Annotated in this window: 14 protein-coding genes; 7 read left to right on the top strand and 7 right to left on the bottom strand. The window is 37.3% G+C overall.

The annotated features are described in order from the left end of the window. Positions 1–158: 158 nt before the first annotated feature. Positions 159–2,747: a bifunctional diguanylate cyclase/phosphodiesterase gene (locus H4J46_RS15235; RefSeq protein ID WP_182234350.1), complete on the top strand. Its 2,589-nt coding sequence runs from the start codon at positions 159–161 to the stop codon at positions 2,745–2,747. Between the two features lie 160 nt (positions 2,748–2,907). On the opposite strand, the gene H4J46_RS15230 is transcribed toward H4J46_RS15235, so the two are convergent. The 5 genes from H4J46_RS15230 to H4J46_RS15210 all read right to left on the bottom strand — a co-directional run bounded on the left by H4J46_RS15230 (position 2,908) and on the right by H4J46_RS15210 (position 10,117). After that, complete coding sequence (locus H4J46_RS15230; RefSeq protein WP_182234348.1) at positions 2,908–4,623, bottom strand: diguanylate cyclase; 1,716 nt, start codon at positions 4,621–4,623, stop codon at positions 2,908–2,910. 656 nt (positions 4,624–5,279) lie between these two features. Further along, the gene (locus tag H4J46_RS15225) at positions 5,280–6,518 is read right to left on the bottom strand and encodes a lipocalin-like domain-containing protein (RefSeq protein ID WP_182234346.1); all 1,239 of its coding nucleotides are present in this window, start codon (positions 6,516–6,518) and stop codon (positions 5,280–5,282) included. Further along, positions 6,515–8,929, bottom strand: a complete 2,415-nt coding sequence (locus H4J46_RS15220) for an FtsX-like permease family protein (RefSeq protein WP_182234344.1) — start codon at positions 8,927–8,929, stop codon at positions 6,515–6,517. Before H4J46_RS15220 ends, H4J46_RS15225 begins: the two co-directional genes overlap by 4 nt. Positions 8,930–8,933: 4 nt before the next feature. Beyond that, the gene (locus H4J46_RS15215) at positions 8,934–9,608 is read right to left on the bottom strand and encodes an ABC transporter ATP-binding protein (protein ID WP_310650253.1); all 675 of its coding nucleotides are present in this window, start codon (positions 9,606–9,608) and stop codon (positions 8,934–8,936) included. 359 nt (positions 9,609–9,967) lie between these two features. After that, on the bottom strand, positions 9,968–10,117 hold the full coding sequence (locus tag H4J46_RS15210) for a hypothetical protein (RefSeq protein ID WP_182234899.1): 150 nt from the start codon (positions 10,115–10,117) through the stop codon (positions 9,968–9,970). A gap of 335 nt (positions 10,118–10,452) precedes the next feature. Here H4J46_RS15210 and H4J46_RS15205 point away from each other — a divergent pair, with 335 nt between their 5' ends. The 3 genes from H4J46_RS15205 (at position 10,453) to H4J46_RS15195 (ending at position 14,041) form a co-directional block, all read left to right on the top strand. Beyond that, positions 10,453–10,968 (top strand): NUDIX hydrolase, encoded by a 516-nt coding sequence (locus H4J46_RS15205; protein ID WP_182234340.1) that lies wholly within the window; start codon positions 10,453–10,455, stop codon positions 10,966–10,968. Positions 10,969–11,375: 407 nt separating this feature from the next. Beyond that, the gene (gene ggt / locus H4J46_RS15200) at positions 11,376–13,046 is read left to right on the top strand and encodes a gamma-glutamyltransferase (protein WP_182234338.1); all 1,671 of its coding nucleotides are present in this window, start codon (positions 11,376–11,378) and stop codon (positions 13,044–13,046) included. Positions 13,047–13,567: 521 nt separating this feature from the next. Then, positions 13,568–14,041, top strand: coding sequence for an EAL domain-containing protein (locus tag H4J46_RS15195; RefSeq protein ID WP_259365899.1), 474 nt, complete (start codon positions 13,568–13,570; stop codon positions 14,039–14,041). Between the two features lie 235 nt (positions 14,042–14,276). On the opposite strand, the gene yeiP is transcribed toward H4J46_RS15195, so the two are convergent. Beyond that, positions 14,277–14,849 (bottom strand): elongation factor P-like protein YeiP, encoded by a 573-nt coding sequence (yeiP, locus tag H4J46_RS15190; protein ID WP_182234336.1) that lies wholly within the window; start codon positions 14,847–14,849, stop codon positions 14,277–14,279. 152 nt (positions 14,850–15,001) lie between these two features. Then, a complete protein-coding gene (locus tag H4J46_RS15185) occupies positions 15,002–15,919 on the bottom strand; it encodes a M14 family metallocarboxypeptidase (RefSeq protein ID WP_182234334.1) in 918 nt (305 codons plus the stop codon). 564 nt (positions 15,920–16,483) lie between these two features. Between H4J46_RS15185 and H4J46_RS15180 the strand changes: the two genes are divergently transcribed. From H4J46_RS15180 to H4J46_RS15170, 3 genes are read left to right on the top strand one after another with little or no spacing between them, the layout of a single operon-like run. After that, entirely contained in the window at positions 16,484–17,674 is a 1,191-nt protein-coding gene (locus H4J46_RS15180; RefSeq protein ID WP_182234332.1) for a paraquat-inducible protein A, read from the top strand. Continuing rightward, entirely contained in the window at positions 17,664–19,325 is a 1,662-nt protein-coding gene (gene pqiB, locus H4J46_RS15175; RefSeq protein WP_182234330.1) for an intermembrane transport protein PqiB, read from the top strand. The genes H4J46_RS15180 and pqiB overlap by 11 nt, the downstream gene beginning before the upstream one ends. After that, positions 19,322–19,921, top strand: a complete 600-nt coding sequence (locus H4J46_RS15170; protein ID WP_182234328.1) for a membrane integrity-associated transporter subunit PqiC — start codon at positions 19,322–19,324, stop codon at positions 19,919–19,921. Before pqiB ends, H4J46_RS15170 begins: the two co-directional genes overlap by 4 nt. Positions 19,922–19,973 lie beyond the last annotated feature (52 nt).

Below are 19,973 nucleotides of genomic sequence, written 5' to 3'. Positions count from 1 at the left end.
AAATAATTTTATTAACATTAAGTTAGCAATAGCTTTGTGATTAATAACAACCTTGTCATTAACACTAAAATATGATCACCAATAATTGATAGTTTGCTATTATTAAATTAACAGCTTTAACCTATAAAAATCTTTAGTACTGATCCTGAAAGAGTCAAATGATGCTATCAAATGATAATAACAACAAGCAAGCTAAAGCAGCACTCATTAGTATAGAGGCTTTACAAAACGCTATTTTCAACAGTGCCAACTTCTCCAGTATAGCCACCGATGCTGAAGGTGTTATTCAAATATTTAATATTGGCGCCGAACATATGTTGGGCTACACGGCTAAAGAGGTAATAAATAAACTCACACCAGCCGATTTTTCTAATAAAAAAGAACTCATTACACGAGCCCAAGCACTCAGTGTCGAATTTAAAACTCCCATTGACGCAGGTTTTGAGGCCATGGTTTACAAAGCTAGACTCGGTATTGAAGATATTTATGAACTAACCTATATTTGCAAAGATGGCAGCTACTTGCCAGCAATGGTCTCGGTAACACCATTGCACAATCCTCATGGTGTGATTATTGGCTACCTATCAATTGCTACCAATAATACCTTGCGTAAAAAAGCTGAATTAGCGCTCATGGAGGCCAAAGTTTTACAGAACGCTATTTTTAAAAGTAAAAATTTCTCCAGTATCGCCACCGATGCCAAAGGAGTTATTCAGCTATTTAATGCCGGTGCAGAGCATATGCTGGGTTATAGTGCTGCGGAGGTGATGAATAAAATCACACCAGCCGATATTTCGGTTCAACAAGAGCTGATTGAACGGGCTGAAGGCCTAAGTACTGAATTTAATACTAACATTAGTGCTGGCTTTGAAGCTTTGGTTTACAAAGCGAATCATGGCATTGAAGATATTTATGAACTGACCTATATCCGCAAAGATGGCAGCCAGTTTCCAGCAGAAGTGTCAGTAACGGTATTGCGTGATGCCCAAAACATTATTATAGGCTACCTATTAATTGCTAGCGATAATACCGCACGTAAGAGAGAGGCTGAAGCTTGCCTGCAATTAGCCGCTAGTGTTTTTACCAACGCCTGTGAAGGTATTTTCATTACCAATGCTACGGGATCAATTATTGACGTTAATAATACCTTTACGACGATAACCGGCTATAGTCGTGACGACGTTATTGGACAGCACCTACGCATGCTTCAGTCGGATCAACAAGCACCTGAGTTTTATGACAATATTTGGCGATTGTTATTGGAAAAAGGTTTTTGGTCTGGTGAAGTATTGAGCCGACGTAAAAATGGTCAAGTGTACAGCGAAATGCTGAACATGAGTTCAGTCAAAAATATTACTGGCCAAACAAGTAACTACGTGGCGTTGTTCTCTGATATTACCCCAATAAAAGAACACCAAAATCAACTAGAACATATTGCTCATTACGACATACTGACTAATTTACCCAATCGTGTTTTACTTGCCGACCGATTATCTCAAGCCATGCTACAGTGCAGCCGTCATCAACAGTCACTCGCGGTGGTATTTATAGATTTAGATAGCTTTAAGAATGTCAATGATGCCCATGGTCATAAAGTGGGTGATGAACTACTGATTGCCCTCTCACTTCGTATGAAAGAGGCGTTACGTGAAGGTGATACTTTAGCTCGGTTTGGCGGTGATGAGTTTATTGCGGTATTAGCTGATTTATCCAAAGTTGCAGACTGTGATCCGGTATTACAACGGCTGTTATTGGCTGCGTCTAAGCCGATTACCATTAATAACATTTTATTAAAAGTCTCAGCCAGTATTGGCGTTACCATCTACCCGCAAGACAGTGCTGATACCGACCAACTAATTCGCCATGCCGACCAAGCCATGTATGTCGCTAAAAAATCAGGTAAGAATCGTTATCACTTATTTGATACCGCTCAAGATGACGCCATTAAATTACAGCAAGACAATCTTGAAGCCATTCGCCGCGCATTAGACCACCATCAATTTGTGCTCCATTATCAGCCTAAAGTTAATATGAGAACAGGCTTAGTGACCGGTGTTGAAGCACTTATTCGCTGGCAACACCCAACACTAGGCTTATTAAATCCTATTGAGTTTTTGCCGTTTATTGAGAATAACCCCATGAGTATTGAGATGGGTGAATGGGTTATAGATACCGCGCTGAAACAAATCAGCACATGGCTAAAAATGGGCCTTAATCACCCACTAAAAACAAGCGTAAATATTGCTGCATTACAATTGCAGCAGCCTGATTTCAGCCATAGATTAACAAAACTACTGGCCGCCCACCCCAATATAGCGCCACGTTATTTAGAGCTAGAAGTGCTGGAAACAATTGCTCTAGATGACGTACATCACGTTTCAGCCACCATGAATAAATGTATCGCGTTAGGTGTAAGCTTTGCCTTAGATGATTTTGGCACCGGCTACTCGTCTTTAACTTACCTGAGACGATTGCCCGCAGACTTGATCAAGATAGATAAGAGTTTTGTCCAAGACATGTTAATTGATCTTGATGATTTTGCCATTGTTGAAGGCGTAATAGCGTTAGCTAACTCATTCAAACGTCCGGTCATTGCCGAGGGTGTTGAAACGATTGAACATGGCACTGCGCTACTGCAACTAGGTTGCGACTTAGCACAAGGTTATGGCATTGCCAAACCGATGCCAGCTAGCGACATTCCTAACTGGATTAATAACTGGCAGCCTGATGCGAGTTGGCAAACATAATAAAAAAAATATAATTAACAATCGATTGAAAAAATCCATCTTAAAACATATTGACAGTCTAAGTTAATTGCTGGCAAGCTTTAACCGTAAAAAGCCAACTGTAAATTATTAGAGCCGATTATTAGGCCCTTTAGTTGGCTGTATTTAAGTACTTAAGCAATTAAACTTCAACAACTCTATTTCGACCTAGGTCTTTTGTTTTAGAAAGCGCACTATCTAAGCTATGATAAATTGATTCAAAATCAGTAATAGATTTTTTAATGTAGGTAATGGAAAAACTTGCTGTAACCCTTATCTCTTTTGCGTCATTTAATAACATAGGATTGTTTTCAAAACTACTGAGGATACGTTCAACAATAATTTGCGCTGATACTTTTTCTAAATCCTTTAAACAAACGACAAATTCCTCAGCACTAATTCTGCCAAATAAATCTTGCTGTCGAATATTACCTTTAGTTAATTTGACAATATGTCTCAGTGCTTTATCACCAATAACATGTGAATATTTATCATTAATGGCTTTAAAGTTATCTAGGTCGAAAAGGATAATAGCGTGTATATCATTATTATTGGTGTTTTTTAGGTTCGCTATTTGTTCAAAAATAGCGCGTCTATTGTAAATACGGGTTAATTCATCAGTTTCTAACAATATTTTTTGTTTGTTTTTTTCACGCCATATAAATAAGCCGATAGCGAGTAAAACAAATATTAATAAACTGGATAGAGCTAAAGTGATTTTTGATTGCTCTAATTTTGCTGAAACTAAACTAAGTTCCAGTGTCACTATATCTTGTTGCAATTCGGCAATGTCCAGAGTAAAAGCCGAGCTTTGTTGATCAATCAAAGACTGCTGATTAATATTAATGTAACTTTCAAAGTGTTTTTGTGATGCTTCAGCCTGATTTTGAGTAATATAATATTTGGTCAAAAACTCATACAGATAGCTTAGGCTTGATGGGTTTGTTTGCTTAATTAATGCTGCTTTCTTTGCGATAAAGCTATTAACGCATTGAGTTCGATTATTTTCTACACAGGCTATCGCTTTATACAACAGCATTTTATTATTTGATTGCGACTTTTCAATCCTACTTTGATAGGGCTCAAATTCATCAATAAGCACTAACATTAGAGCAAACTTTTTTTCCATGTAGGCAATTTTTATTTTCAAAATCAATAATAAAACTTTGTAATCTTCAGTCTCTGTGAAAAGCTCTGCTCCTGATTCAAATTTTCTAAAATAACGCTTACCTTCTTCAATTTCACCTGCATCTAATAATTCAGTCGCAATAGAATAATAAGTCCAATGTATATCGAAATCATCCTCGATATAAGACAACTGTTTTTTAAATGCGTTCGCGGCAAGCGTAAACTGCCCCAGAGATGAATATATTTGAGCTATGCTCAGGTATATATTAGCTATAAAAGGGTTATCGCCTTTATTTAACTCCCGCAGCCTAACAAAGGCTTTAATTTTCTCAACTGCGGTCATTTCAGCACAATACTCAAGCTCAGCCATATCTAAGTACTTTAAAAACGTTGGTGACGCACTGGTCACCAACGGCCGATTCTTATGCAAAAAATCGCAGGCTTTTGTTGGTGAATATCGATAATAAAAGTTTGCTAAATCATAAATAGCGAAAGATAAAATATTCTTATTTACTTCACTAGTGGGCAAAAGTGTTATTTCTTTTGAATATCTTAAATAATCGTCACTGACCCCATACTTACAGAAAATAACAGTCGATTTTTGCCAGAGTAATTTTGAGCGTGCTTGAGTCGATAGATTAGGCGAGTTGGTTAAAAACCATTCAACTTGATCACTTAACACCTTGTCCACTGGACAAGTATAATTATGTGATGGTTGAATACTATTCAAAGTAAGATTCAGGTCATTGGCGAATGCCGAATTAATTACAGATAAGAAACAAAAATATATCACAGGAAATATAAAAAATTTATTAGCCACTATCTTAAAGATATTCAAAATCCGTTATTCCTTTAATGCTTAATATATAAATTAAAAGTGTAATTGCTATATAGAGCGATTTTTCAAACTACTCATCAGCCGCTCTAAAGTTAAATTTGAGCAAACCAACGACCTTAGTCATAAATATTAGGCTGAAATTTTTCGCATAGGTGCTCATTTATACTGTATTTTACAAAAATATGACTGTAAACCGAGTAAAAAAAACACCTAAACGTTTAAAAACTGAAATATTTTCAATGTAATAGATATAATTAACAAAAATATAGGTGGAGTTATTTTGTTTCATAAAACAGGACATTCTGTTGCATTAGCCATGCTATTTTGGAACTCAACGTCATCCGCTAATTTATAATATTCAACATTATAAATACTCGATAAGTAAAATTAAAAATTATCACTATTACTTTGAATCGTTTCTATTTTTACACAATAAATAACATTTTCACACAATAAATAACATTCTCACTCAATAAATAACATATTTACATAACCAGCCACACACTTACACAATAAGGTACACATTTATCATTAACTTAAAAACCAACTTAATTCACATAGCCGGTCATTTCTAAAAAGCCACTGCCTTGATGACTGCCAGAAAATTTCACCATACCTTCAAAATACTCAATACCAAAGCGCATAATTTGCTTATTGTTAATTACGCTAACCTCAATATCGATATCGTCCTGGGTAATGACAATTGAAAACTGTTCTGGATAACGTGAACTGTCATTTGATGATTGCGACTTGGTATACGCTTTGATCCTAGTCAAGCTGATATCGCTTGATGATAATGTTTTAATTGTGCCATCGCGCCGCATAATACTGCCATAAAGGTAATCTTTAATGTCTGAACGAATTCGATAAACCATTAGCGCCGTATTTTCATTTAAGCGCAGTGAAAACCAGTCCCAACCTTGTTGATCTTCTGCCAACATTTGTGAACCCCACTCACGATCAAACCAGGCATTACCCGTTACTTTTTGCCATTTATTTTGCCAAAACACTTCGCCAATCACGTTAATAAAAGGTTGTGAATAATAATAACTGGCGATCGCTAAGCTATGATGTTTTTGGCTAAAGCCGTTTTCGCCTTGTAGAAAATACGGTGTTTGTCCTATCAGCGCTTCATCAAGGCTTAAATTCAAATTTACCTGCCAGCGTTGTGTTTGCTCAGCTAAGCCTGTAACGGTTGGTTCTACAACAATTACCTTATCACTCATTGGCTGCTGAACCGTCAATTGATTCGCAAGTGGCTGTTGCTTTGATGAACTCGCTAACGGTTGCTCAGTATTAGCAATAATAACATTACCATAGCGTAATTTAGCTGGTAATAACTCTTGCGTTGATTGCCACTGCCAATTATCAATTACCGCCTTAAAAGGTTGTGTTGTAATTTCCACGTTACCTAACTCTTCGCGCCCGCTGCGAAAAGCTGATTGATGCTGGTTTGCATCCGCTAATGCAGCATGAGCAAAGTACCAATGTTTATCTTCTACTCCTCGACGAAATAAAGTCCACTGCGCGGCCAATTCCTCTCCACTTTCTGTGGTTAAATTAGCAGTTAAATACCACCATTCTTGTTGGAATTTTTTATGTGGAGCTTGTGCTTGCTCAAATGTAATAACATGGTCTTTACTCGGTTGCTCAAAATCGCCAAGCGTATCACTAAGCCCTTTCAAAGCTGAGCGCTTTGCTGGCTTTTCATCACTACAGGCCGCAAGTAGAAAAAAACTAAGCAGTGTTAGCAGAAAAATCTTACCCAATACCGGATGGTTTATCATGACAAACTAGCTCTAACGTTAAGTTTATATAATGGCAGGGCTAATGCGGGGATCAACATCAACATACCGAGTACACTACTAACCACAAATGGCCCTATTTCAAAAACCAAGGGCATTGACCAACCAAAAGAGGCTGGTAAAATCAAGCTCACCAGCGCATTTGCCAAGGCGCTAGCAACAGGCCAACTTAACAAAATAGCACCAAAAGCTAACAGCAACCATTGCCATAGCATATGGCTAAAAAGCTCAAACTGGCTGTAACCTAAACTGCTTAAAATATGTAAGTCGGGTTTGCGGGCTAACTCCAGACTATTCGCTGATAAAAACAAACCTAAACAAGCAATAGAAAGTAATACAAAAGCAATAGCTTGTGTTAAAGCAAAGCTTTGCTCAAATACAGCTAACGCCAGTTTTTTGATTTGCTCAGGTTGGTACATTTGGCTGCTGTCTATGCCGACATCATCAATAAGCGCTTGTTTAATAACATTGGCATCTAAGGTTAAAAACAGTCCAAAGCCTGTTTCTTGCCACGCTGATAGTTCATCAATGTTGAGTTTTGATGGTATTTTAATGGCAAAAGCTTGATTGCCATAATCGTAATAAATAGCTTGAACACGACAAGATAGACTTTGTTGACCTTGTTTTATTTCAATGATCTCTTGTACTGTAATCAAACGTTTGTAGGCTAGTTGTTCATTGATATAACAGCTTCTTTCTGTACTGTTAAGGGCAACCAGGCCACCTAATTTCAGTGACAAGCTTTGTTGCTGCTTTTTCGAGCTCAGACGATGGACCTCAACAGTATCTTCTTGGTACTTTGCCACCGTACTGGCAAATAAAACATATTCTTCAACACCGTTTTGTTGCTGCAACCATTGGCTTAATGGCTGCTTTTGCTCTGCGTTGTAACGCACAAACAAGTCGGCATTAAGTAACTGATTTAAATAAGACACAAAGGCACTTTGAAAACTATTCACCATTAAAGCGGCGGCAATACTGGCGGTTAAGGCTAAATAAAAAGCGGCAATGGGCAGATAACGTCTCCCCACTTGCTGACTGGCATCTTGAAAAATAAACCTTAAGCGAAAAGGCCGGCTAATTAATGCTAATGTTTGCAGAAAAAATCTCAATAAATTAGGCAATATTGCAACACTGGCGAGTAATAGCAAACCGTATTTAAACATCAAATGATGCCAGTTATTATCGGGCCACAAAACAAATAAAACCAAGAAAATAGCAGCGACGATGGCTGTGGTTTTAAAACTAAAATATTGTTGGGATAGCCGTGCAGAGAAGGCAATTTTTGCTGAGCCAATAAGTCTAAATTGTTTCAGTAACGCCGCCATAACAGCAATTGACGATATCGCAAAGGCCCATAAACTATATTGCCACTGCCATTGAAATTGCCCACTGACTTGTAATTGATAAAGTTGCTCTAGCGTCAAACCCAATAATGGCAATATAAAAGACACTAAAACAAAAGCAATAGCCATACCGAGCACACTCGCCAATAATGTTAACGATAAGGCCTCACACAGCATAACTTTCATAATGGTGTTTAATTCAATACCAAGCAAACGCAATTGTGTGGCAAGCTCACGCCTTTTAGTCCAAGCTTGATTCGCTGCCTGAAAAGCAATAAAAAGGCTAACAATAAAGCCCAAAATGGCTAATGCCGATAAATTAAGATGTAAGGCGTCAGCAAAACCTTCACGTTCTGTAATGGACCAGGTTTCTTGAATAGACAGGTAAGGAGGTAACGCCGCTTTAAGTCGTGAGATTTCGCTGACTGACATCTCGCTGACCATCAAATGGCTAAAGCCTTTAATGTCTGGGAATAGCTGCCACGCCAGTGCAATATCAAGCAAAGCAACATTGCCCCAATCGGCAACATTATTAATATTTACTGCTATCGCGTCATGGTTGCTGACCGTTAACGACACTGGCACACTATTTTTAATAGTCAAACCGAGCGAATCTGCATAGCCTTTTTTAATATTAACAGCTTTACTGGTGTAGCTTGCTGGCATGGTAAGCACTAACGGCAAAATATCTATCGCTCGAAAAGCTACTTTCTCGCCATTAGCTAAAATTTTATTGAAAACATGTGTTGGATTGAGTTGATAAAAGCCTTGTGATCTTAACTGAGCATAATCACTTATTGAAATAGTTTCCCCCGACGCCGGGACAATATGAAAAGCAACAGGCGACTCTAAACGACTATTGGCAGATTGATACTGCTGCTCACTTGCATCATTTAGCACCAAAATACTCAATAAGGTGCTGGTTGCTATTGCTAAACTAAAAATAAAGCCAAGGTTGAGTAAAGGCTTATTAATGTATTCGCCCATGTGGGCTTTTAGCACTAAGAAAAATTCAGAGTGTACTTTTTTTACGTTAAAACTAACCATCACCTTAGCCTTCAAACAAGGTTAAGGTGCCGTCAACAAGACGATAAATTTTATCCATACTGCGGGCTACATCAAGGCTATGGGTTACCATCAGTAAGGCTGTATTTTTAGATTTCGCTAAATTAACTAATTGCTCAACGACATGTTCACTGTTGGTTTTGTCAAGATTACCTGTTGGCTCATCTGCTAATAACAGCTGAGGCTTTGCATTTAATGCCCGCGCAATCGCAACGCGTTGCATTTCGCCACCGGAAAGTGTCGCAGGAAATTTAGTAAGAAGTGACGATATGCCGAGTTCTTTAGCCAAAGTTAAGCCATGATTTTCATCAAAACGACCTGATAACTTGGCGCTAAATTCAATATTGTCTTGTACTGACAAACTGCTTAATAAATTAAACTGCTGAAAAATAATACCTATGTACTGTTTTCTTAAGCGACTTAACTGTTTATCTGAGGCGTTAGATAAGGATAAATTGGCAATCGCAATTTTCCCTTGCTGAATAGGCTCTAATCCTGCAATTAAATTTAGTAAAGTGGTTTTACCACTGCCACTCTCACCCATTAATGCTACACATTCACCGGGAGCAACAGATAATGATAAATCAGTAAACAAATAACGATGATTATCACCATCGGTAACTTCATGACTTAGTGCTGTTATTTTTAAAGACAAACTCATTCCTTTTAACGCCGTTGCTTGTAACAAATAAATGCTAAGCCATTTGTCAGGATTTCCCCACTATTACTTGCTATAAAACACGGAATAGAGGCGATTAGTTATTATACTTTCGTCACTATGTATTTGGATCAGTTATATTATCAGTAAAGCGGCATTTACAGCATTTATATGGCCAGCGATAGCTCAATTGCCAATAAGTCACTGAGCGTTTTTTTTCAACTTTAACCCATAGTTTTTCTTATAACTGAACGTCCAAAAACAGCTTAATACCGTTCAAACAGCATATTTGAGCATTACGCTAGCATATAAAAAAGGCCAGTGTGAAATATCACACTGGCCTTGATAAAATAATGACTGTTTTATTCGTAAGAGCGCTTTAACCAAACAATTTTCATTTTTAGATCTGCAATTTCATCATTGGCGTCAGTTAACTGCTGCTCAATAGTTTTTGGCATTACCATAGCGTTGACGCTAAGCTCTATTACATTGACTGCTTCTTCATGAACCATGAGGCTCTCCTAATTAACGTTACCACGATTGTATTATTACACAACAAGTTTCACTTTTCCCGTATTAAACGTAAATTAAATTTCAAACCGAAAGTTAATTATGATTCTATCAATCAAAACGAAACAAAAAATATAAAAACGAAACCTAATTAAGCATAAAAAAGCCTGAGTAAATATAAAAACCTCCTGAAGTGTTAAATAACCTCATTTAGAAAGCTTTTATCTAACCTTTCACTCAAGCTTACATAAAGATTCTGTAAGCTGTATACAACTCACTATTGATTTAAACGCTATCTATCCCCATAAATGATAAACATTTAACAAAAATATTTATCATGCGCTTATTAAAATCCACTCAAGTATCAGATTTACATTCAAATATTTCACATCGTTTTACCCGTAAAGCGACTCGTGCCATTGTCTTGAACGGTGAGAATATTTTACTGCTATATACCAAGCGTTATCACGATTACACCTTACCCGGAGGCGGAATTGATGAAGGGGAAGATAATATTTCTGGCCTTATTCGTGAATTACGTGAAGAAACAGGGGCACAAAATGTCAATAACATTCAAGAATTTGGGTATTATGAAGAGTATCGTAATTGGCATAAAAATGATTATGATGTGATTCATATGCTGTCTTATTGCTATAGCTGCGAAATAGATCAAGAGCTACTAGCGCCAGAATTTGAGCCCCATGAATTGCAAAATGGTATGCAGCCCCTTTGGATGAACATCCACGCCGCTATTATACACAATGAAATGGTGATAAAAAATAGTGAAAAAAAAGGCTTATCCATCGAACGAGAAACCTTTTTATTAAAACGTATTGTTGCTGAGTTACTTTAGCACCTTAGGGGGGCTATTTTACTTAGCCATAGTAAGGCTGATATTTTTTGAGCGCTGCGGTGACCATACGGTTTATTGCTTGCTGTTTTTTCAAGCGACATAATTAAACTTTAACTACTATTTACCTAAAACTAAGACTTTTTCTTAGTTTTCGTTGCTTGGCTTATGTTGCAAAGTTGAACTCAGTATCTGCTTAGGAATAGCAGATAATTAATACTAAAATACTCCTTTATTAACAACATCTTGGTTTTTTAATAATAACAAAAGTAGTTGTTATTCTCCCTTAACTTAGCCTTAGATAAAAATGAAATTTTAGCTGATAATCGATTAAGTGATACTTGCCACTGTACATTTTTTGTTAACGCGTTAATCTATCAGCAAATATAAATGCAACAGTGCTAATTTACATGATTAAACCATTAACTCTCTCAATAGCCTTATTAATTTATTCATTACCTTCCTCAGCCTTTGAGCTCCAAACAACATCACAAGCTGCAGTGGCAATGCCTGATAGTTTTAGTGCCGAGGTTTCAGCAAAAATACTTTCACAAGGAGGTAATGCCATTGACGCGGCTATTGCTGCACAATTTGTTTTGGCGGTAACCCTGCCCGAAGCCGGTAATGTCGGTGGTGGTGGTTTTATGGTGATTTATAAGGACAATAAAGCAGAATTTTTAGATTATCGTGAAGTTGCACCATTAAAAGCCCATCGTGATATGTATTTAGATGAGCATGGCGATGTTATTCCTTATCAGTCTTTATACGGTGTTTTATCTTCTGGTGTACCTGGCACGGTAGATGGTATGTGGCAAGCCCATAAAAAACATGGCTCACTCCCTTGGAAGTCATTAGTCATGCCCGCGGTAGCTTTAGCTGAACAAGGTTTTATTGTTCATGAAAACCTGGCAGAAAACATTGCATGGCGCATTGATAGCTTCAAACAAGAAGGTATAAAGGTTAATTTCGCTGGACACTTTGCCAGTGCTAAAACCGGTACTTTGTTTAAACAAGCTAATTTAGCAAAAACACTAGAGCGCATTGCAGATGATGGCCGCAATGGTTTTTATCAAGGTGAAACCGCAAAAATAATTACTGATTTTATGACAAAAAACGGTGGCATCATTGGTTATGACGATTTAGATAATTATCGTGCGACATGGCGTAAACCACTAGAAAAAACTTGGCGTGGTCACCAAGTGCTAACGGCACCACCACCAAGTTCTGGCGGTATAGCTATTTTACAGTGGCTAAATATGTATGATTTACTATCAGATAATAAAGCGCCATTAGCACATAATTCAGCACCTTATATGCATCGCTTAGCAGAAATCGGTAAGCGTGTTTTTGCTGACCGTGCAGAATACTTAGGCGATCCTGATTTTTTTGATGTCCCTCAAGAGAAGTTACTGGCTGATAGTTACTTAAAAACACGTATTGCGGGTATTTCAGCTGATACTATTTCTGTTACTAACACGATTAAACCTGGCTTAAAAGAGAGCCCAGACACCACACATTTTTCCATTATCGATAAATGGGGTAATGCCGTATCAAATACAACAACCATTAATTATACCTTTGGTAGTGGTGTTATTGTTGAAGGCGCTGGTTTTATTTTAAATGATGAAATGGATGACTTTAGCGTTAAAGCCGGTGTGGCAAATATTTATGGCGCAGTCGGAGGTGAAGCAAATGAAATTCAAGCTAATAAGCGTATGCTGTCCTCTATGACCCCCACTATCTTGTTAAAAGACAGTAAAGTTAAATTAGTGACAGGCTCTCCCGGCGGTACCACCATCATTAGTTCGGTTTATCAGTCTATTCTTAATGTGGTTGAATTTGGCATGAACGCTGAACAAGCGGCAAATGCCCCAAGATTCCACCATCAATTATTACCAAAAGATGTTATTCAACATTACCCTGGTATTGCTGAACAAGAAAAATCAGCACTAAAAAAGATGGGCTATACCCTGAACGAACGTCGATTTGGTGCGGTACAGCTGATCATTGCCAGCGAGCAACAATTAGATGCGACAGCAGAGTCTGGTGGTCGAGGTAAATCAATTGTTATCGAGCAATAACAGCAAAATTTAAAAAATATAAAGGTAAGCGCTTCGCGGCTCAAAAATATAACCGCTTAGTGTTATATTAATACCCTGTTATGTCAGTATTTTTATGACTGGGTATTAATGCAAAGTCGCGTGATGACTGATTACAACACTATCAATAAGCACTGACTAAAAATTTGTGTCTCATTAAGTCAACTTGATTGAGATAGCAAGGTACTAATGGCTTAGCATTTCACCATAAGTAAAACCAACAACAGCTTTAAGCTTTTTAACATACTTTACATGGCAACCAATATTCGTTCTAGATTAGTACTGAATATAAATCACTCCTTAACAATCACCATTTACATGTAAATAATTCTCATTTAAAATAAGTGCCTGTATCAAGTTAGGGTATACGCAAGTAAGTAATTTGTTTGAGATACTGAATGAATAATGGACGAATATCTCCTCTGAGTTTAATAGAACTAATTGAATCCTAGGGCTACAGCGCAGAATATCAACCTATTGTTGATTTAAAATCTAAAGAAATTATGGCCTATGAGTGTTTAGCTAGGTTTACCGATATAGACAATAATAATATCCCACCAGACATTATTTATGCGGCATTACATGACAGTTCATTATCTCTCTTCCAAGTGGAGTACCAACAAAAACTTCTGCAATTAAACCGCGCTCCAATGAACAGCGATATATTTGTTAATTTAGATCAAGACTCTTATTTTTCTATTGGTGAAGGTAACGAAAACAACCTTTTTTTGAAATTATTTAAAAGCTTTAATCATGCTAATATCCTGGTTGAATTAATAGAGAGTTCAGAAGTTAACGACAGCATTAAACGTTTATCCATGATAGATATCTTAACAAATAACAGTATAAATACGGCGATTAACGATGTTTGTAACCCACTTTCTATGGTATCAACATCTGTAATTCAAATGGTCGACTATATTAAGCTTGATAAACATGTGGTCGCAGAAAGCACAATAAGCACTTTCTGTTGTTAGTTAAAGCGCTAATTAGCTATGCCCATAGTGCGGGGGGGGGGGAATCATACTTGAAGGAATAGAAACTGGAAGTGATATCATTTTTGCGCGAAAAACAAATGCTGATTACGTACAAGATTTTTTTATTTAAAAAATGGTTTCATTATCATAAGTAAAAATCATAAATAAAAGCTATCAATAAATACTAGAAAATAAAAAGCCAACGAACTTAATCGTTGGCTTAAATGTGAAGGTATTATTTATCAGCTCGGCCCATAAACTTACGATCTTCGGTATTAATTTTAATTTTATCACCCGTTGACACATGCTCTGGCACTTGCACCGTTAAGCCCGTTGATAAAATTGCCGGCTTAGTACGAGCCGTGGCAGAACCACCTTTAATTGACGGATCAGTTTCTGTAATCACTAATTCAACACTTGCTGGTAAATCAATAGCAACAGGTACACCATCAACAATAATCACTAATAAACCTTGCGTATCTTCATTAATGAATAAAGCTTCATCTGCGATTGATGCTTTGCTTAAGTTATAAGGGGTGTAGTCTTCGTTATCCATAAAGACATATTCTTCACCATCGATATAAGAGAATATCGCTGGACGACGCGTTAAATCAGCAAAGTTAAGTGTGTCTTCAGCTTTAAAGGTTTCATCAACTTTACTGCCTGTTACCACATCGTACATCCGCATTCTGTATAAACTACCACCGGCACGGCCTTGAGGTACTGAACGTTCAATATCTCTTACAATCATTACTTTACCGTTATATTCTATCGCGGCATTCTTTTTTATATCACTAGCTTTTGGCATGAAAAACCATCCTAATTAAATTTATGCAAGAAAATAGCATGAATAGCTAATTATGCAAGAAAATATTGGTTAATTGCTAGTCATATATATGTTAAACCATCAACAATAGCCATTGTTCTAATGAATAGAGAACTTAACGAGCATGAACAGCTTTATAGCGTCATTAAATAATTTAATGCACCACTGATTACCGCCACTTGAGCAACAGTGCAATTTTCATCATCAACTAGCGGACTATCAGGATAAGCTTCCGTGGTGGTAACGTAGGGCGCGTCAGTTAAGCCCATACATAAACCTAAGTCACGAGCAGCATAGTTAATCACGCCAGCTTGCGCTAAAGGTACACCGATTAATTTATCTTCACTATCCGCGGGCGCAATATGCGTCACTTTCTCTACTGACGCAATAATAGCTTGTTGAAAACTCGCTTGGGGTTTAGTGCTATCGCCAACTAAATAAAAGCCGTCTGGTATATTCCAATTTTTCTGTTCAATAGCATCTCTTGCAGAAAGTGCTGGCCTAAATTCACTGTTATCAGTATCTGTGGTTTCATGTAGATCTATATGCGCCAAAAAATCAATACCTAGGGTTTTCATATACTGCATAACTGCTGATGACTCTTGTGCCGGGCTATTCTCATAAAATGAGCGATTAGGGTCAACTGTCAAAGGGTTCCAACGATTAATAGTTTCATAACCCCAAGGACTAATACAAGGTAAAACCACAAAGTTAAACGCGTCTTGAAATGGCTGTGCAGCGGTTTGTAGAAAACGAATGGCACCCTGAACACCACTGGTTTCATAACCATGTACACCACCTGTGATTAAAATAGCCGGTTTATCTGCTAACCAATTTGACGATTTTAAAGCATATAATGGATAAATCTCTTCATCATAGAGTAAGTTTCCATACTGCTCGATAATATAACACTCGCTTAAACCCTCTAATTTAGTAACAACCTCTTCAAAGTAGCTGCGCTTTTTCTGCTGTTGTTGAAACCATATTTCCTTATCGCCATCGGTCCACTTTTTGCCAAGCTCACCAATAGGGTATGCTGCTTCTATATTCATATTGTTACCTAATAAGTTTTTCACAGTTATAAATCGTATTAACCCTTGGTATGTTAACAACTAAATATAGTTAAAAATTTAATTGTCTTATCCTCGTAAGGCTAATATATTCGGTATTATTGCCACTTGAAATCAATCTTTCAATAGCAGACTCTGCGCGTTTAATGAAAATACAACTGTATCATTTTTTCATCATAGCAATGATAGAAATAAACCAAGGCAGGTATAGATTAATAGTTACACACCTTACATAAAAATATTATCACTCTTCATATTCTATTCTTACTATTAGCTCTACGCTGAAGCGGTCGCCATTGCAGCAAATATATATTAGTTTAAAGTCGGCACTAATTGATAACTTACTAGGCCAATAAAAATAGTATCTATAAGTACAAGCCTTATTTATTTTTATTGCTAAAACCAATCTGGTTAAAATAGCAGATTAAGGGCGTAAGAATATTAATCGTATATCAATAATATTCATCAAAATTATTTAGTTCGATTGCTATAATATATGCTAATTTAAGCTATTGTAAAAAATTGATCTTGAGGACGGCATTTACCATGCCAAAAACGCTGCAAAACAACGAAATACATCCAGTTGAAATTCAGTGCTATGAGTGTGCGCTGACCATCAAATTACCTGTATTAAAAGAAAATCAAAAAGCACAATGCCCGCGTTGTGGCTATAAATTAAGCGCAATTCATCGCAATGCTAATGAAAGAATTATTGCTTTCGCTATTACCGCATTAATATTTTTATTAGCTTCATTACCTTTTACCTTCTTGTCTTTTAGTGCCAAAGGCTTAGAAAACCACTTTAACGCCATGACAAGTTTTATAGTCTTAATCGATAATAATTATCAACTTTTAGCACTCATTGAGTTTCTCACTATATTTGCCATTCCAACTGTCATTTTGTTGTCGCTTATTTACTTGCTTATTCCACTAAATAAAGGCTTATATCCTAAGTATGGCGGTCAAGTATTGGCCTTAGTTTTTAAGTTATTACCTTGGAGCATGGTGGAAATATTCCTGATTGGTACTTTGGTTAGTTTAATCAAAATTATTTCTATGGCTGATATTGAATTAGGCTTATCTTTTTATGCTTTTATTTTCTTTACATTGTCGATGACACTGGTAATTTTACATATCGATAAGCGCGAGTTGTACCAATTACTGGCTAAAGTTGAAAAAGCGCATAATATCGAAAGACACCAAAGTCACACAAAAGCAGCCCAAGAAGACCCAATAAAACAGGCACTAAGTGTGCAAAAAACTTGGGCGCTACTGCTCACCGCAGTGGTATTGTACATCCCAGCCAATACACTCCCGATCATGACTACACACTTTTGGGGCCAAGATGAGCCCAGTACAATTATTGGTGGGGTTATTTTACTGTGGAACTTAGGCTCCTACCCTATCGCTGCCATTATTTTTATTGCGAGTGTTGTTATACCTGTTGCTAAAATATTAGTGCTGGCTTGGTTAAATTATAGTGTTCAAAAACAAAGTGATAGATTAAGCTTAGAAAGAATAAAATGGTATCGTATGGCTGAATTTGTCGGTCGTTGGTCAATGGTAGATGTTTTTGTCGTTATTATTCTGGCTAGCTTAATTCAGCTTGGCCCGGTCATGAGTATAGCACCTGGAGCTGCTACCTTAGCATTTTCCGGTTTAGTGATTGTCACTATGCTAGCCGCAATGAGTTTTGAACCACAATTAATCTGGAAAAATATAAAAAATGATGAATGATGCTCAAATACCAGACGCGACAATAAAGCCAATTAAAACCGTATCAACTATCTGGTTTATTCCTGCCATTGCAATCTTTATTGGCTGTTGGATGATTTATTATCAATGGAGTAATGAAGGCACAGAAGTCACCATACATTTCCTTACCGCTGAAGGCATGGAAGCTGAAAAAACCAAAATAAAATCTCGCAATGTTGATATTGGAGAAGTAAGCTCCATTGAGCTTAATCAAAACGGTAATGGCGTAATTGTTACTGCAAAGATAAAAAAATCAGCAGAGCAATTTTTACTGGCTGACAGTAAGTTTTGGGTGGTTTCGCCACAAATATCGCATACCGGCGTATCGGGTCTCAGCACCTTAATATCCGGTGTGTATATTGAAATATCGCCAGGAAAAAGCAATGAAGAGCGCTATATTTTTGATGCCTTAAACTCGCCCCCCTTGACGCCTTCAGGCACTCCAGGCTTGCATATAACCCTTAATAGCAACGACCAGTTTGCTTACAAAAAAGGTGATCCCATTATTTATAAAGGCTTAACCGTTGGCCAATTTGAGGATATCTATTTTAATTTTGAAGAACGTGTTGTTTATTACAATGCTTTTATCAAAGCGCCTTATCATCAACTTATCACCAGTAATACTAAGTTTTGGGATGTTAGTGGTCTACAACTTGATTTAAATGCCGATGGCATATCAGTTAAAACTGGAAATTTTGAAACTATGTTAACCAACGGTGCCACCTTTGGTATTCCTAAAGGCATGAGCATTGGCGAAAAAATTGGTGAGCGCTCATATTTTGACATCTACGAGAGCTATGAAGCTGCTGACGACGAGAGATACCGCCGATCTATCGAATTTGTAGTACTGGTCAGCGACTCTATTAGAGGCCTATCTGTTGGCGCACCCGTTGAGTATCGAGGAATACAAATAGGTAAAGTGCAATCAGTCAACATGGCCTTAACTCGAAGTGAGAACAAATTTACCAAGGCTGACTTTAAAATTCCCGTGCTGATCAGTTTACAGCCAGGTCGAATAGGCCTGCCCGATAATGATGAAGGTAAAGCGCTTATGAGCAAACAAAATATTTACTGGATTGAGCATGGTTTAAAAGCCGTTCTGCGCACAGGAAATATTTTAACTGGCAGCTTATACGTTGATTTACAACACAATAAAGATCAACCCATCAGCGAAATAGCAAAATATGATGACTTCCTAATTATTCCAACCAGTAGTGATGACTTTTCGCAAATTACCGCAAAAGCGGAACAGTTTATGGATAACTTAAATAATATCCCGCTCAATAGTATGAGTGAAAATGCCGATAAACTGATGTTAGAAATGACGCAAACCGCGCAAGAGTTTCAAGGGGTAAGTCATAGCCTTGATAGCTTATTGAGTAAAGTTGAGCAGCAACAAATTAGTAGTGAACTCAGTAAAGCCTTACAAGGTATCAATACCTTAACCAAAGACTTGTCATCTGGCTCTCAGGGCTACGAAGAACTGCGCACCACACTACATACACTCACTGCAACAATGAACGAATTAAAGCCTTTGCTGAATCAACTCAAGCATAAACCTAATAGCTTACTCTTTAATAATGGTGAAGTCGCTGAGCCAATACCGACAAAACTTAATGGAGCACAACAATGAAAAAGACTTTAATCGTCACTCTTGTGTCCATTATTCTGCTTGGATCTTGTAGCTCGGCTCCCGCTAACAAAACACAATATTATTTACTTAATAGCCCAACGACCACCGGCTTAGTTAACACTGATAACATGCATAATAACAATCGTCAGCAGCTTGGTATTACCTTGTTAGCATTACCTGATTATTTAAGACAACCCAGTTTGGTTTTACAAATTTCCAATCACCAGTTGCACTACTCGCACTTTCATATGTGGGCAGAGCCATTACAAAACAGCTTTACACAAGCCTTAGCACAAGACTTAAATAATCTTGCTAGTCGTTTTCATTATATTGTCACACCAGCAAAAAACCAAGCTACAGCGGCAACAACCGTTGTTATTAACATCACAGCATTTCATTCCACTTATCAATCACAAGCCCTACTTACAGGCACTTATTGGCTACAAGGTAAAGGTGTGAAAAATCTAGAAAAAGAGCATAACTTTACCCTAACCGTAGCGCTTAATAAAGATGGCTATGAGCACGCTGTCGAACAAATGCGTAAAGTGATCACCTCATTGGCGCAAAAAATAACCTATAGCTTAAAGGCTGAATAGAGCGCCTTATGTGAAATAAGTTAGGGGTTGAATTGCTTAGATTAGATTCAAA

It is taken from the genome of Colwellia sp. MB02u-6 (assembly GCF_014077095.1).
In the GTDB taxonomy this organism is placed as follows: Bacteria; Pseudomonadota; Gammaproteobacteria; order Enterobacterales; family Alteromonadaceae; genus Cognaticolwellia.
This window is presented reverse-complemented; position numbering and strand designations above follow the sequence as displayed.